Source organism: Vibrio sp. 1F279, from assembly GCF_041439815.1.
In the GTDB taxonomy this organism is placed as follows: Bacteria; Pseudomonadota; Gammaproteobacteria; order Enterobacterales; family Vibrionaceae; genus Vibrio; species Vibrio tasmaniensis_A.
Map to the genome: position 1 here is coordinate 89884 of NZ_JBGOOU010000005.1, position 15603 is coordinate 105486.

Annotated in this window: 14 protein-coding genes; 8 read left to right on the forward strand and 6 right to left on the reverse strand. The window is 42.0% G+C overall.

The genetic code is table 11. The features are described 5' to 3' along the window. Positions 1 to 111 precede the first annotated feature (111 nt). Positions 112 to 1548, reverse strand: a complete 1437-nt coding sequence (locus ACED60_RS05830) for a glyceraldehyde-3-phosphate dehydrogenase (protein WP_009845680.1) — start codon at positions 1546 to 1548, stop codon at positions 112 to 114. A gap of 814 nt (positions 1549 to 2362) precedes the next feature. Between ACED60_RS05830 and ACED60_RS05835 the strand changes: the two genes are divergently transcribed. Next, positions 2363 to 4954 (forward strand): ATP-binding protein, encoded by a 2592-nt coding sequence (locus ACED60_RS05835; RefSeq protein ID WP_371727163.1) that lies wholly within the window; start codon positions 2363 to 2365, stop codon positions 4952 to 4954. Between the two features lie 32 nt (positions 4955 to 4986). On the opposite strand, the gene ACED60_RS05840 is transcribed toward ACED60_RS05835, so the two are convergent. The 3 genes from ACED60_RS05840 to ACED60_RS05850 form a co-directional block, all read right to left on the reverse strand. Next, positions 4987 to 5223: a hypothetical protein gene (locus ACED60_RS05840; RefSeq protein ID WP_009845678.1), complete on the reverse strand. Its 237-nt coding sequence runs from the start codon at positions 5221 to 5223 to the stop codon at positions 4987 to 4989. 164 nt (positions 5224 to 5387) lie between these two features. Next, positions 5388 to 6014, reverse strand: coding sequence for a D-Ala-D-Ala carboxypeptidase family metallohydrolase (locus tag ACED60_RS05845; RefSeq protein ID WP_009845677.1), 627 nt, complete (start codon positions 6012 to 6014; stop codon positions 5388 to 5390). A 170-nt stretch (positions 6015 to 6184) separates the two neighbouring features. Next, positions 6185 to 6499 (reverse strand): DUF496 family protein, encoded by a 315-nt coding sequence (locus ACED60_RS05850; RefSeq protein ID WP_004730049.1) that lies wholly within the window; start codon positions 6497 to 6499, stop codon positions 6185 to 6187. Positions 6500 to 6694: 195 nt separating this feature from the next. On the opposite strand from ACED60_RS05850, the gene ACED60_RS05855 reads away from it, so the two are divergent. From ACED60_RS05855 to luxQ, 5 genes are all read left to right on the forward strand, one after another. Continuing rightward, positions 6695 to 6895 carry a hypothetical protein gene (locus tag ACED60_RS05855; RefSeq protein ID WP_009845676.1) on the forward strand — a complete coding sequence of 67 codons (201 nt, stop codon included), beginning with the start codon at positions 6695 to 6697 and terminating at the stop codon, positions 6893 to 6895. 63 nt (positions 6896 to 6958) lie between these two features. Beyond that, positions 6959 to 7615 (forward strand): YceH family protein, encoded by a 657-nt coding sequence (locus ACED60_RS05860; RefSeq protein WP_009845675.1) that lies wholly within the window; start codon positions 6959 to 6961, stop codon positions 7613 to 7615. Further along, positions 7616 to 7930 (forward strand): GIY-YIG nuclease family protein, encoded by a 315-nt coding sequence (locus tag ACED60_RS05865; RefSeq protein WP_009845674.1) that lies wholly within the window; start codon positions 7616 to 7618, stop codon positions 7928 to 7930. Positions 7931 to 8236: 306 nt separating this feature from the next. Then, entirely contained in the window at positions 8237 to 9331 is a 1095-nt protein-coding gene (locus tag ACED60_RS05870; RefSeq protein WP_009845673.1) for a substrate-binding domain-containing protein, read from the forward strand. Then, the gene (gene luxQ / locus ACED60_RS05875; RefSeq protein WP_371727117.1) at positions 9331 to 11904 is read left to right on the forward strand and encodes a quorum-sensing autoinducer 2 sensor kinase/phosphatase LuxQ; all 2574 of its coding nucleotides are present in this window, start codon (positions 9331 to 9333) and stop codon (positions 11902 to 11904) included. Before ACED60_RS05870 ends, luxQ begins: the two co-directional genes overlap by 1 nt. A gap of 145 nt (positions 11905 to 12049) precedes the next feature. Here luxQ and ACED60_RS05880 read toward each other — a convergent pair whose 3' ends face one another. After that, a complete protein-coding gene (locus tag ACED60_RS05880; protein ID WP_371709538.1) occupies positions 12050 to 12709 on the reverse strand; it encodes a PilZ domain-containing protein in 660 nt (219 codons plus the stop codon). A 193-nt stretch (positions 12710 to 12902) separates the two neighbouring features. Between ACED60_RS05880 and ACED60_RS05885 the strand changes: the two genes are divergently transcribed. After that, on the forward strand, positions 12903 to 13253 hold the full coding sequence (locus tag ACED60_RS05885) for a HopJ type III effector protein (RefSeq protein WP_135383686.1): 351 nt from the start codon (positions 12903 to 12905) through the stop codon (positions 13251 to 13253). A 188-nt stretch (positions 13254 to 13441) separates the two neighbouring features. On the opposite strand, the gene ACED60_RS05890 is transcribed toward ACED60_RS05885, so the two are convergent. Continuing rightward, positions 13442 to 13750 (reverse strand): DUF1289 domain-containing protein, encoded by a 309-nt coding sequence (locus ACED60_RS05890; protein WP_009845670.1) that lies wholly within the window; start codon positions 13748 to 13750, stop codon positions 13442 to 13444. Between the two features lie 424 nt (positions 13751 to 14174). Here ACED60_RS05890 and yegD point away from each other — a divergent pair, with 424 nt between their 5' ends. Further along, a complete protein-coding gene (gene yegD, locus ACED60_RS05895; protein ID WP_371727118.1) occupies positions 14175 to 15527 on the forward strand; it encodes a molecular chaperone in 1353 nt (450 codons plus the stop codon). Positions 15528 to 15603: the final 76 nt, after the last annotated feature.

The window sequence follows — 15603 nt, forward strand, 5'->3', positions numbered from 1 at the left end:
TATACGGGGGAGTAAAACAAGAAGGGTTGCAAAGCCCATTACAGACTTCGCAGATATAATTATTATGTTGTGGAGCCGTTTGCGCTGAGTTAGTTACAAGATCGAAGTCGTTTAAACTTCAGGGTATGTCTTGTAACGAACACCCATCATCTGTTCCATACAGTGAACAACTTGGCAGCTGTAGCCAAACTCGTTGTCGTACCAAATGTAAAGAACAGCGCGGTTGTCTTGCGCGATAGTTGCAACACCGTCAACCACACCTGGGTGGCGAGAACCAACCAAATCGGTAGATACAATCTCGGTTGAGTCGGTGTAATCAATCTGTGCAGATAAAGTTGAAGATAGCGCCATTTCACGCAGGTATTCGTTCAACTCTTCTTTGTTTGTGCCTTTCTCAAGGTTTAGGTTTGCTACTGCCATTGAAACGTTTGGCGTAGGTACGCGAATCGCATTACCTGTTAGCTTACCTTCCATTTCTGGCATCGCTTTTGATACCGCTTTAGCAGCACCAGTCGATGTCAGTACCATATTCAATGAAGCAGCACGACCACGACGATCACCTGAGTGGAAGTTATCGATTAGGTTTTGGTCATTGGTAAATGAGTGAACCGTTTCGATGTGACCTGATAGGACACCAAACTTGTCGTGAACCGCTTTTAATACTGGCGTAATCGCGTTGGTTGTACAGCTTGCAGCAGAGATGATCGTGTCTTCTGGTTGAATGTCATTTTGGTTTACACCAAATACAACGTTCTTGATTTCACCTTTGCCTGGCGCAGTCAGTAGAACCTTCTTTGCGCCATTACACGCAACGTGTTGGCTTAGGCCTTCAGCGTCACGCCACACACCTGTGTTATCAACCACAAGTGCATTCTCGATACCGTAAGATGTGTAATCCACTTCTGCTGGCTTGTTTGCGTAGATAACTTGGATGAAGTTACCGTTAACGATGATCGCTTTACGTTCTTGGTCTACAACAATGCTGCCGTTGAATTGGCCATGAACAGAGTCACGACGTAGCAAGCTTGCACGTTTTTCTAAGTCACCATCTTTGCCGCCACGAACAACAATTGCACGTAAACGCAGTGGGTAACCTGGGCCACTTTTCTCGATCAATAGACGAGTAAGCAAGCGGCCAATACGACCAAAACCGTACAATACAACATCGCGAGGTTCTGTCATCGCCTCGCCTTCAAGCGATTCTAAAAGTGCAGTTTGTAGGAAATCATCCAACCCGTGTGTGTCTTCGCGATCTTGCCAGAATGTATGAGCAAGGCGACCAACATCGATACGACATGGAGACAAGTCCATAGAGAGAAGGTGTTGAATGATGGGTTGAGTCTGTTCTGCGGTAAGCGGAGAACCTGTGTAACGTTTTGCGATGCGGTGAGCTTTGATGATGTCGATAGTTGTTGCGTTAACCAGTGTTTTACCGAAGAGGATAACTTCAACGCCTTTTTGGCGGTACAACTGACCTAAAGTAGGAGCGATTGATTCAGCAATAGTTTGACTAGTTTGCCAGTCTAGGAGGTGCTTTTCGGGACTCATCTTTACTCGGGACCTTTCACGTTAATGTCTGCAATCATAGCGAATGTAGGGTAGCCATGAGTGCATTGGGGGAGTTGAGCTATCTAAGCTTTGGTGGTCTTTAACGCCACTTAAATTTGCTTGATATGCCTTGTGTGTAATTTGTAATTTTTATGTGGCAGGATTGTAAGGTACGACGAGTTATTCTGCTAGGAAAAATAAATGCAGATTAATTGTCTGAAAATTGGCTTTTAATTGGTCATAAATTAAGATTTTAGTGTCAAGAAAGGCTATTGACTTTAACAGTCTGTAGCACTTAATTTTCGCCAAAAAATACTCAGATCAAAACATAATGTGTAATAAAGGGAATTGCGATCATTAAAGATGTGATCATTAGCACTAGTTACACTTAAAAAGTAAACGACAGATAAGGTATTCAGCGAGTTTTCTTGTTCGACTTTTGAATAAGCTGAGTTTGAGTACAGAAAGTTAGTGACGCAAACGATTAGATCTCACAAATTTGACTTAACTTTGGTGTTTATTGGTTTCTAGAGCAGTGACTTGCTGTCATCTAGAGGCATAGCCTTATCCTTTCACTTGTTTAAAACAGACCTTCCTCTTTAAATCCTGTACGTGGATAACGACTGACGCCAATTCCCATGATTAGCTCATAATGTCATTTGTTCATATTCAATTTGATCAATAACTCCTGTTAATGTCCTATTCTTATATTGGGCTAGGTAAAAATACTATCGGGAAAGGAGTCGTTATAAAAATGATAAATATGTCAATTAGATGGCGTCTTATTTTTCTTTCAACAGTTTCTGTATTCATTATGTTTGGGTTTACAGTCAATGAAGTGCTCAAGAACGATAAGAAGATGAATCACCTTGAAGCAACGCGAATTAAGGTGGAAGCACTTCAATCTTTTAATGCTGTTTCAAGTGGTGCTTATCAATGGTTAGTGCTGTCTAAAGACTCGCCAGAGAAAGGTCCGTTGTTTTTAGAGCTGCAAGCGGAAGTGGATAGGCTTGCTCATTACGAAATACAGCTTCAACAGTTCGACAACAGTTGGACTGTCGAGCCGCAGTTGATTGAGTTAAAGAGTGTGTTAAAGAAGCTCGCGCGGGTAACCACTAGTATTGACAGCGACGCATCACAGATTACTGTCAGCAACGCACAGCAAACAGAACGAGCCTTTGACCTGTTAAAAGGCGTGTTAATGGAGCTGTCTGAATATCGTGCCAATATAGTGGACGAAAAGATCAGCCAAACAGATGCGATGTTTATCAATCTTACTCACTACGTGTTCTGGACTCAGCGAGAAGCGTGGCTGAGTTACCGCTTGTATCGTTCTCCAGAGCTGATCGATCAATATTTATTGAGCTATGTTGGTGCTTTAGAAAGGCAACAACAGCTGCTAGATACGTTTTTACGATCAGACAGCCACTCGCTGGAAATTAGCCAACTGTTAAACATGTTCTCCCAAGATGAATTTCAAGACCGTTTTACTGCTCGGCTTCTCAAAGGTGACTTCTCAGCACCTGAAATATATGAACATGTGGAAAGTTTAGAGCGAAAGAAGCTGGCGATCTCAAAGGCGGTTGGTGCTTATACCGATCAATTAAAGTTTGATTTGACAAAAAATATAGCGCTACAGAAAAGGCAAACGGCGGTTATGACATTGCTTATCCTTGTTGTTTCAGGTGCTTTGTTATGGCTTGGTGTCGCGACATCTTTGCGCTTAAATAGAAACTTATCGATTATCTTGAAAGGGGTGTCTGAATGCGCGGATAGTTACGGCAAGCCTAAGGTGATTCATATTCAAGGTAACGATGAACTTGCCGAGTTTACTGAAACCCTCAATCGAGTAATGGAACGTAACTATCATCACAACAAAGAGCTGATAATAGCAAAAGAAGATGCAATTTCGGCTAACAAGGCCAAGAGTGCATTTTTAGCGAACATGTCCCATGAAATACGTACGCCGCTTAATGGAATTATCGGTATGGCGGAAATTTTATCTCAGAGTCAACTGAGTGCTAACCAACAAGAGGTACTTGAGGATATCGAGTCGTCTTCACATTCGTTGTTGGTGTTACTCAATGACATTCTCGATCTTTCTAAGATAGAGTCGGGTAACTTAATGTTGTCGCCGCATAATGCCGATTTGCGAGAAGCGGTTTACGACTCTGTGAGCGTAATTTTGTCGAAAGCGATCAGTAAAGACATTGAACTCGATATCAACATTGATGCTCAAACCCCAACACAGCTGTTTTTCGATGAGTATCGTGTTCGACAAGTGCTAACCAATTTGCTGTCTAATGCTATTAAATTTACCTCAAAAGGCACGATTACAACGGATATTGCTTATACACCGATGTCTTTGGGGCGAGGTAAGCTTGAATGCAGTGTGTCTGATAGCGGGATTGGGATTGAGCCAGAGAAGCTAGAGTCCATTTTTGAACCTTTCACTCAAGAAGATGGCAGTATTACTCGCCAATTCGGCGGTACAGGGCTAGGGCTTGCGATTTGTCGGCAGCTTGTTGACTTGATGGGCGGCTATATTACCGCACGCTCAGTGAAAGGAGGAGGCTCTACATTCACCTTTTGTTTGTACGTAGACACGGTCGAGGCTCACGCTCAAACGTTCGATAACCTAAGCCGTGCGACAATTATTTCGAATTCTTTCAATTACCTCGATCAATTGGTCAAAGAGTGCGAGCGCTTAAATGTTCGACCTAATGTTGTGTCATCCATTTCGGATCTTGGTGAGAGCCTGAAAGAAAGTGACTTGGTACTTTATTGTCACACGCTGCATCACTCTATGAGGAAAGATCTTGAGGCGTTAAAGGCGTTGTATCCGCTGACTCGCGTTATTGTGTGCCAGCATCACCTATTTAAAACCAATCTAATCACAGAAACGGTTCACTCGACCCATACATTACCATTTTTGGGTAGACGCTTCTTAAACAGCCTACGATCGCTTGATGCCGGTGAAGTACAATCACCGACGGTGGAAGTAAAAGATGAAGAAGTTCGTTCTCTGAATCGACGTATTCTGATTGTTGAAGACAACCTGATGAATCAGAAGATAGCGAGCTTCTTCCTTGAGCAAGCGGGCTATGAATATTTGATTGCCAGCAATGGCCAAGAGGCGGTCGATGTCATCACCCAGGGCGCTCAGTTTGATGCCATTCTAATGGACTGCATGATGCCAGTTATGGATGGTATAACGGCGACTCGTGTGATTCGAGAGTGGGAGACAGATCAACAAACCCCACCACTACCCATTATTGCTTTAACCGCTAGTGTCTTAGAAGAGGACATCAAAAATTGCTTTGAAGCAGGCATGAACGCCTACTTGCCGAAACCTTATAAATCCCACCAACTGTATGATCTTTTCAGTAGCCTTGATATTGTCTAATGGTCCCAGTATCAAGGCTAGCGCTGTGTGATTTAGCGTACTTCTTGCCCAAGGCTGTATTGTGCAACACAGCGGCCTACGTAGCTGATTTTTAGTAACCCGGCCACTAATATGGTGCTGATGTGTGCGAAAATTTGAATGGGTAGTGAGAAGTAATCGGCCATCGGATAAGCAACAATAATACTGAGTAGCATTAGCAAGGCGGTGATCGCTAAACTGAAATTTGAAACAGAAAGTAGAGTTTGAAAGCGTTGAGTCATCGTCTTCATATTGAATTCCTAATTGCCATTAATAATTATGATACTTGTTATCAATAGCAATTAGCGTTCCAGTTATATTTTTATCATTAAATCAATGGTTTAATTTTATTGTTTCTATTTTTAAGTCGTAATGACTCTGTTTCTTTGTGTGTCTCTATGACCCATCTGTGTTCTTACCACTGTCTGAATCCACAAGTATCGATGTGGAATCGAACACCAGAATACAAACCCAGTCCAACGTTATTCTTTTGCCCAAATTCCGCATGAATCTTTTTAAGCTTCACGTGTAGATTTTCGCGAGTAATATCATTAGCAGGCACTAAGTCTAAAGCGCAGAACTCTAAGTGTTTACTTCGCAGTGCGCCACCCGCTTGCTTATTGTAGATATCGGTTCTTTCTCCAGACACAGGAATAACAACGCCAATCTCAGGCTCAATATATTGTTGAATGTACTTAAGGGTATTAATCATTTTTGGTACATGCTTTTTATTGGGTAGGGTAAACAGAGTGGTGTTGCTCATTGCCCAGTCGGTGCCTTGCAACAAGACTAAGTGCAGAGGCATGCTTTGGGTGATGCCGTTATCTTTGAGTTGCTGTCCGATCGCCTTGACTTGATCTTGGGCGTGGTTAAGGAGCATCCAACCTCGAAATGCTGATCTCGTGGGAACTTTGTAGCCATGAACATCGACTACGAGGTCGTCATAAGTGATTTCGGTTTCTTCGGTATAAAGTTTCTCAAATTTTTCAGGGTAAGGTTGCGTTGTTGATAGTGCCAAGGTAATCAGAATACTTCCGTACATAAAGTCTCTCCATCGCTTAGGTTCGCCTAGTTATTAACGTTCACCTAGTTACTTACGTACACTAAGGATATTACGTTCGATTAAGTATAGACGCCGGAATTTAGGCACAAAAAAACCCACTACAAAGAGTGGGTTACTAACATTGTTGCAAGTAAATTCTTTAGGTTAGATTACTTCTTACCTTGAGTTTGCTTGTCTTCTTCTGTTAGTTCACGAATACGACGGCTGATGTCGCGACGAGCTTTAGATATCTCTGCACTCTTGATGATGTGATCATCAACGCGGTCTTCGTAGTCAGCTTTCATGTTTTTGATAATGCCTAGGATCTCGTCGTGAGTCATCTCTGGCTTGATGTAATCAAGTAGGTTATCAAGAAGGTCGACACGCTTGCGGTTGTCACGAACTTTCTTTTCGTTGTCTAAAAGTTCACGCTTAAGTTTGTTCTTACGTCGTGCTTGGTTAACAATTTCAAATACGCTGCTCATAGATTCCTTTTCCTAATCGTCAAATACGTTGTCTGGTTCTGATTAAAGCACATCAATTGATGATGTAACAGTATTTAGATCAAAGCAAAAGTAAGGTTGTTTAATTATTCGTCACTCTCTCTAACGTGTGATTGTTTTTATCTTACCGTTCAAGTTAGTATCCCATCTAGATACTGCATTGATACGACATGTGAAATGAATCAACAACAATTGGAAACAGAAGATTTGGGCGACGATGTCGTTGAATCTTCGGCAGAACAAAATAAGCTTCGTGATGCGTATGTACAAGAGCGCACTAATTTGGAAGTCGTGGAAATAGAGCTAAATCGTTCTAAGATCATAATGATTGATGAACAAGGCAGAAAGAAACGAGTACCGATTTTGTCTGAGCATTAGCCATGACTGGCTGCATTGTTAAATGTTGAGATGGAATTATCAAAATAATAAAAAGGAAAAACGATGAACACAGTACTTTCCCCAATTGAAGCGAGAATTATCGGTTGTTTGATCGAGAAAGAAGTGACTACTCCAGATCATTACCCACTGACACTAAATAGCTTAACAACGGCTTGTAATCAAAAGAGTAACCGTGAACCAGTGCTCTCTCTGTCTGAGTCAGACGTTTTAGATGCGGTTGATGGTTTGATAGGACGTCGTATGGTGAGCGATGAAAGCAGCTTCAACAGCCGAGTTAATAAGTATCAGCACCGTTTCTGCAACACTGAATTTGGTGATCTGCAATTTACAGAGCAAGAGCGTGCAATCATCTGCTGCATGCTGCTTCGTGGGGCCCAAACCCCGGGTGAGCTTCGTACTCGAACTGGTCGTCTTGCAAACTTTAGCGATGTGAAAGAAGTTGAATCAATACTCGAAAAACTCGCGGCAAGAGAAGCGGGTGTGTTAGTCGTGAAGTTACCACGAGAAGCGGGTAAACGAGAATCACGCTACCAACACTTACTGAGCGGCGAAGTAGACATTGAAGCGTTTGCGACGGCATCGGTAAGCGCTGTTTCATCATCTGCAACCAGTGAAAAGTTTGAAGAACTTGAATCAGAAGTCGCGAGCTTACGTGAAGAAGTGGCAGAGCTTAAGGCTCTGGTTGAATCACTGCTTTAAATGTCGGAATCTGACAAAAATGCGGATTGGGTCGTGTATTTGATCCGCAATCGACACAATGCCCTTTATTGTGGAGTGACGAATAACTTAGAACGTCGATTCGAACAACATCAAACGGGCAAAGGTGCAAAAGCCTTAAAAGGTAAAGGCCCACTTAAGCTGGTTTGGAGTATTGGTGTTGGGTCAAAAAGTGAGGCGTTAAAGACCGAATACGCGATCAAACAATTACCTAAATCTCGTAAAGAAAAATTAGTATCACTCAAACTAATTATTGAGTGGCAACAAGACAAAATTCAGTATATTCCAGTATCGTAACTTATCGTTAGAGTTCTTATTCTCGGCTGAATGTTAGTCACGTGAATTGTTGCAAGGTTACCACTTAAGTTATTGATTAAATGGTAATGTTTTTACTTTCAATTGAGTTGTTTTATCTTAGGACTCATTAATCTTAGTCTCTATTCCAAATTTACACACTGCACATTTAGAATGACATTCCAATTAGTATTAGACGCTATCATTTATCCTCGTTGTCCTACATAATACCTTTCAGCCATACAAAGAGATGGTGTCATGCTAGGTTAAAAAAATGAGCCAAAGTAGCTCATATAAAACGAGAAAAATATGAAACGTTTACTTATATTATTGGGAGTTGCCGTGTTTTCTGCGTCTGCTCTCTCCCACGGTACCCACGTCCTGAATGGCTATTGGGAATATCAGGATTACCTCACTAAATTTCCAGAGCAAAAAGCATTGACCGATAAAATGGTTGAAGCTGTGCAAAATCCCCCTGTGCCATTGAGGCAAGTTCAGGATGAACCTATCACGATTTCAGTTGTGTACCCGGGGCAACAGATCTCTGATTATTGGGTTCGTAATATCCAAGCCTTTGAGAAACGCCTAGATAAATTGAGGATCAATTATCAAATAAATCAGGTTTTTACTCGTGATAATGCTAACCCCTCTCAGCAGAGTATCTCTTTGCAAGAAGCGATTGAAAATAAAACGGATTATTTGATTTTCACGTTAGAGACGACGCGACACCGTAAGTTTATTGAACATGTGTTGAGCTCAACGGACACCAAGTTGATTTTGCAAAATATTACCACACCAGTACGTGCATGGGCCGATAGGCAGCCGTTCATGTACGTGGGTTTCGACCATATGACGGGGAGTTTAAAGCTAGCGGATTACTTCAAACAAGTGAGTGAACCGGACAGCAAGTATTCTGTGTTATATCGTTCTGAAGGTTATATTAGTGATGCTCGTGGAGATACCTTTATCCATGATGTGAATTCTGATACTAACTTTGCTCTTAAGTCGTCGTTTTACACAAAATCAAGTAAAGAGAGCGGTTACCAAGCAGCTAAAATCAGCCTAGCTAACGATAAGGATCTAAACTTTATTTATGCATGCTCAACGGATGTTGCTCTGGGCGCAGCAGAAGCTATTCGAGAATCTGGTCGAGATGTCTTAGTTAATGGCTGGGGAGGCGGCTCTGCAGAATTGGAAGCTATAGCAAGGGGCGACTTAGATGTTACGGTCATGCGCATGAATGATGATACGGGTATTGCGATGGCAGAGGCAATTAAATGGGATCTTACCGGGTTGGAAGTTCCTACCGTTTATTCAGGTGAGTTTGAAATTGTGACTAAAGAGGATTCTCCAGATCGTATTTTAGAACTTAAGCAGCGAGCATTTAGGTACTCAGACCAATAATGAAAAAAAGCTACGCCATTACACCAAAGAACACTTTAGCCAAATTAATTACGCGTATCATTATTTTAGTGATTGGCGTGATGGCGCTTGGCGTGCTTATTCATAACTACGAAACAAGCAGTAGGATCGTTAAGCAAGAGACGAATAGAACGGTTAAGCAAACTTCTAGCTTGATCCAAAACATGTTCGATTATCGATTGTCAGTGCTGCAAATCCATCAAGACAGTAGCTCACACAGTGAAACTTTAAGGGAGTATTTTGATACCAACAATGAAGAGGCTCTGAGCTACTTTTTTTATGGTGTTGACCAACGTGAGCCTGATTATGCTCCTGATTTGCGTTTTGTTTCAACTTATAATGGTTTAGCTTGGGAAGATGGCAATGGGCAGTTCTATGGTTTGGATGAATCTAGTTTAAAACATATATCTGATGAGGTCGCTTTTAGCAGTAACTGGCACTTCATCCAGCTGACTACGGATATCGGTAAGCGTCATTTGTTGGCTCGACGAACGCCTATTGTTGATAACAAGACTGGTGAAGTTCTAGGGCAGCTTTATGTTGCTATTGTTCTAGACAACAACTTTCCATTGGCTGAATCTATCCAGCAAGGCAGTAATTGCGAAAATATCGTCATTGAAGCGCATGGTACTCCTGTGACATCGACATTCAGTGGCGACGAAAGCTATACGATAAAAGACGTCCTCAGTTATAAAACGTATGAGCAACTACCTCGTCATTTCGTCACTATTGCAACCATTAAGATCAATGCTGTTGAAACTCCTCTAACCATTCGCGCGATCCAGAAAAACACTAACCTCATTGCACTCGAAGACAATTATGAACGTACCATCATTGTTATGATTGTGGTGATCATCATCATGTCTTTCCTTGCGCGAGCTTGGATTCAAAGAAGAGTCGCGGCAGAACTTGATAAGTTAATGGAGTTCACTCGCTCTGCAAGTGGCAATGAAGAGTTCAGCAAGTTTGATGGTTCAAATATTTTCGAATTTCACCACATTGGCTGCACGTTGGAAGATACTTTTGAGCGCTTATCTGAGCAACACCAAAAATTTCAAGATCTGTTTAATTTTGCGCATTCGCCAATTTTGGTTTGGTCCGAAAAAGGTGACTTAATTCAGATGAACCCAGCGGCTCGTATGGCGCTATTTGATGAAGATGATAACTATGGTGCAATGGCTCGAGAGTTTGAGCTCCGTATGTTGCCGAATATCCAGATGGTGGTTCAAGGCTCGAAACTAACGGGTATTAATGTGCCAATCGGCGAGAAGGTTTTTCGCTGGAACATGTCTGCAATCCGTGTTGAACACGGCATCAGCGGTGTGGTGGTGCAAGGTCAAGATATTACTAAACTTATAGAAGCAGAAAGACAGGCAGATCGAGCGCGTGAAGAGGCAGAGCATCTTGCCAGTGTGCGTGCAGACTTCCTCGCTAAAATGAGTCACGAAATTCGTACGCCACTGAATGGTATCCTCGGTGTCTCTCAGTTGCTTAAACGTTCAATACACAGTGAAGATAACCGTGATCAGGTTGATGTACTTTGTCATAGTGCAGAACATCTATTGGCGGTACTAAACGATATTTTGGACTTCTCTAAGATAGAGCAGGGACAATTCAATATTCAGAAGAAAGATTTCCTTCTAGGAGAGTTGGTTAACACCTTAGATAGCATCTATCGCCCACTTTGTGAGGATAAATCCGTCGAGTTCACCATTGTGAATCACTTGGTTGATGACATCGAAATAAACACCGACCAGGTTCGCTTGAACCAGATCATGTTTAATTTACTGAGCAACGCCCTTAAGTTCACACATCAAGGCAGTATTTCCGTCAGTTTTGAAATCGAAAGTATCTTGAATACTGATTACGCTAGCTTGATTGTTCGAGTAAAAGACAGTGGCATCGGTATTGATGAGAGTAAGATCGATGCTATTTTTGAACCTTTTGTTCAAGCAGAAGAAACGACGACTCGGGAGTATGGTGGTACAGGACTTGGACTTACGATTGTAAAGAACCTTGTCGATATGCTGGAGGGAGACATTCAAGTCCGAAGCGTTAAAGATCTGGGGTCTGAGTTCATTGTAGAAATCCCAGTGGAGTTACACTCCAAGCCTCTGTTAGCCGACGTTAAGAAACAAGCCGACATGGAGCCTGAGGCGTTGTTTAATCGTTCGTTGAAAGTGCTGCTAGTGGAAGATAATCACACCAACGCCTTTATCGCACAGGCATTTTGCAAAAAGTATGGGATGGTGGTTACTTGGGCAAAAGGTGGCTTGGAAGCGATAGAGCTAGCAAAAAGCACGGTTTACGATCTTATCTTAATGGATAATCAACTCCCTAATCTTGGTGGGATTGAAACCACACAGCAACTAAGAGAGCAAATTGGCGTAACAGCTCCGATTTATGCGTGTACTGCCGATGCTCAAGAGTCAACAAGAGATAGATTCATGGCTGCTGGAGCAAATTACGTGATCGTAAAACCGATAAAAGAAGCGTCGTTGCACAAAGCTTTTGTTCATTTCAAACAATTGTACTGGGCTGATACTCAGCATTAAGCTGAAGATTAAATGGTGCTCTTTAACTGGTTGTAAATGGTGTCATCTAATTGATAAAATTGAATAAGTTTTACGGGTTTCGAGCTGAGTAAGAGCTCTTTTTGTATCTGTATTCCCTTTAGCTTGTATTCCTGTTAGCGTGTATTTAGATAGAGCCAGTGACAAAAGCTTGTTCCAACAGAAGCGTTTTCAACTCATCACTCATATTTAGGTGTTGAGGAAACTGAATGCCTAATAGCCAGCCTTGTTTTTGCCTTTTCTTGCTCACCACGGTGTAAACCAGATCGTCATCCAAATGTTCATTTAAATTGGAATTTACTTTTATCTTCCAGCCCACATCGATATCTGACTGTTGAGTAAGATAGATACCGCAGCCTGAAGCTGAAAAATCAACCAGAGTGGCATCTAGTGATAGAGTATCAACGGTGACTTCACAGCTGAGACGCATCTTATACCTTTCATGTTCACGGATCGGTTTGTTCGCAAAGCTTGAGGGAGGGCGAAGGAAGATAAGGTGTGCTGGCGAGGTGATGTGGGCCAGTACAGTCGTCTTAAACGCGACAATGTGTCCAAGTTCAGTATCGGTAATAGCACGAACAATAATATCAACGTTGATGAGCTTTCTTAGCGTTAGTGCTTCGGTCGCTTTTTTTGAAAGTTCAAGTATAAGGTACTGATCTTCTTTGTGTCCGATATAAAGTGTGCTGATCTGGATTGAGTCATCTAGGCCAAACTCCAATACACCCACTGTTTTTGTACCTGGTTTAAGGTATCTGAACAGTTCTAACCTTCTGTCTTTATGCATATTCGTTACTAAACAATATTGATCGTTTGATAAAATAATATAACGCTCTGATAAAACTATGTCATTAGTTTCATTGAAGTAATTAGTCATGGACGTCAAAAAAATGAATAACGGATTCAAGGAAACAACGGCTTACTCTTGCTGAAAAACAAGATACACTGCTTCAGATATGTACTTGATGGAGAAATATTAAATGGAACTGCAAACCTTATTAAATACTCTGGCTGATACCCCAGAAAGCGTGCAATTTGAAGACACAATACAAGTGATAGAAGCTCATTATGATTTTGCTGAGAGTGAATTTCGTAATGGCGATGTAGTGAATGCCGCTGGGCAGAATAATGGTTCGTGTAAGATTTTTGCTTTTGGTTTAGAGCAAGGTCTATCTGCAGAGCAAACACTTGCTTGTTTTGGTCAATTTTATCGTAATGACGTATTAGGTTTTCCAGAGAACACTGACCATCAAAATATTCGTAACTTCATGACTCATGGCTGGAGCGGTATACAATTTTCTCAGCCTGCGCTGATTGCAAAATCGAAGTAACCACTAACTAGATAACTATTAGTAAGTAGTGGGTCGAAACTTAATGTCGTATCTTGAAGCGAGAGAACAACCTCTCGCTTTTTTGTATATGATGAACAGGCTCGTAAGCTGCTGAGTAGCTTTGTAAGCTATTGATTATGTTTGCAAGCTGTTGATTATGTATGAAAACTCTTGACTAGGTTCGTAAGCTACTGAATAGGCAAGGCAGACAGGCATTTACGGCACATGCACGCACCAGTTTTTGGAATGTTGCTAGTATCACGCTTCTCTAACTCAAAACACCAACACGTCTCTTTACCCGCACTAATATCGCATTGAGCTGGCTCATGACACTGCGGACATTGGTGAGTCGAACTCTCGCCACTAAGGTTATCCATGACTGACGTTCGTTCGTCTTCAGATAAGCCTTTCCAACCTATAATTTCATCCATTGTTCGAAAGCAGCCACTGCACATTCCGCCATTATTTTTACAAGCCGCTCGGCAAGGTGTTTTCATCTATCTAACCCATGATTCATTTGGGCTGAAATGTAGCATATTTGTTTCCTTTTTAAGAGTCATCAAACCAAAAACACAAGGGTCTGTTGATCTTTCGAGCTGATTTTTGCAGCACTTTGTGGGAAATTTCTACAAGGCAGAGGCTTTGAAGTGTAGCTAGCCTACATGAGAAGCCGATAACACAGTAGAAATGAACCACAAAGGCTGCCCGAAGGGTTCGGTTAGAATCGTTTTATACTTTGTTAAGATGTATTTACTTAGAATGACTAGGCTACATACATCTTGCCGCGCCTAAAACGATTCTATCTCGAACAAAAATTTAACCACGAAAGGTCAACAGACCCTAAGTAAAATCGACAAATGACCTCGTAATTTAAAGGCTTTTCATGTAGCATCTCGCCCCTTTTGTTGAGTGGGGGATATTATGTTTATTGGGTTTGATTATGGAACAGCGAACTGTTCTGTCGCGGCGATGGTTGATGGAGAACCAAGCCTGTTACCATTAGAAGGTAGCAACCATTATATTCCCTCAACGGTATTTGCACCTACTCGTGAGAGCGTTTCTGAGTACCTATTTCGCCATTTGAATATCAAACCGAGTGATGCGATTGGTGAGCAGGTGTTGCGACGTGCTATCGCTCTGAACCGAGAAGAGAGTATCGACCTAGTGCCAGAAGACATGGCATTTGGTCAGGCTGCATTGGACCTTTATTTGGAAGACCCTCGTGACGTTTATTACGTTAAGTCCCCTAAGTCTTTCCTTGGTGCCAGTGGATTGCATGATGTTCAGGTGAGTTTCTTCGAAGATTTAGTGTGCGCCATGATGGCGAATATCAAGCATCAAGCTGAAATCACGACTCAAGAGCCGATCAAACAAGCTGTTATTGGGCGACCAATTAACTTCCACGGTCGTGGTGGTGAAGAAGCAAACCGACAAGCAGAAGATATACTCTCACGTGCAGCCAAACGTGCAGGTTTCCTTGATATCGCTTTTCAGTTTGAACCGGTCGCTGCAGGCCTTGATTACGAAAGTACTCTGACTGAGAACCAAACGGTATTGGTTGTCGATATTGGTGGTGGTACCACCGATTGCTCATTGTTAGAAATGGGGCCAAGTTGGTCTGGTAAAGCGAACCGCACCCAAAGCTTGTTAGCACACAGTGGACAAAGGGTAGGGGGTAATGATCTTGATATTTACCTTGCCTTCAAACAATTGATGTCACCTTTCGGTATGGGTAGTAAGGGTATTTCGGGTATCGATATGCCGTTGACTCAATTCTGGAATCCAATTGCGATAAACAATGTAGAAGCTCAAAAAAACTTCTATTCAAGGGAAAACCTAGCCGCGTTAAAGTTACTTCGTAAAGAAGCTTCAGAGCCTCAAAAGTTAGACCGTTTAATGAAGGTCTATCACGATACTTTAGGTTACAGCATTGTGCGTCGGGCGGAAGAAGCCAAGATTGCATTGGCAGAATCCTCCCAATATCGAACAGCAATCAATGTTGCATCAGAGCTGATTGAAGTGGATATCTCCGTTGACCAGATGATAGAAGCGATTGACACGCCAAAATCTAAGATGATTGAATTGGTTAAAGAAGCGATTCAACAAGGTCAGAAAAAGCCAGATGTCATCTACATGACGGGCGGTTCTGCCCGTTCTCCTATTCTTCGAGAAGCAGTACAACAAGCCGTACCGAATGTGCCAATTGTGAGTGGTAACTATTTTGGTTCCGTAAGTTCAGGCCTAGCACGTTGGGCTGAGGTTTGCTTCAAATAAGAATGTACTAACTTGTATTAGGGCAACCAGTCACGGATTGGTTGCCCTTTTTTTGTATTTTCTCTAGTGAACTTTC